1 protein-coding gene is annotated in these 262 nt (G+C 40.8%); it reads right to left on the reverse strand.

From position 1 onward, the window contains the following. Positions 1 to 262 (reverse strand): hypothetical protein (locus ACWA1B_RS22925; RefSeq protein ID WP_456910945.1); only part of this gene is annotated, 262 nt, incomplete at both ends.

Here is a 262-nt window from a genome sequence, read left to right on the forward strand (position 1 = left end):
CGAAGCCACAGGATTAATCCAAACTCCTATAGAGCCGTCAGCCGGTGGACCAGCATAATTTCCGTTAGTATCTTTTACTGCAACATCCGGAGTAGACAATATAGACGTGCTAATAATACCGTTACTAGCACCGTTGATTGTAATATCTTCATTTGTGATACCTGCACCAATAGACACTCCAACAGTCAACCAATCTTTTAGCTTACTGTCAACATTCGTTTTAAAGCTATATCTTTTAAAACCAGATCGGAAGAGCGTCGTG

This window comes from Flavobacterium xizangense, assembly GCF_054075145.1.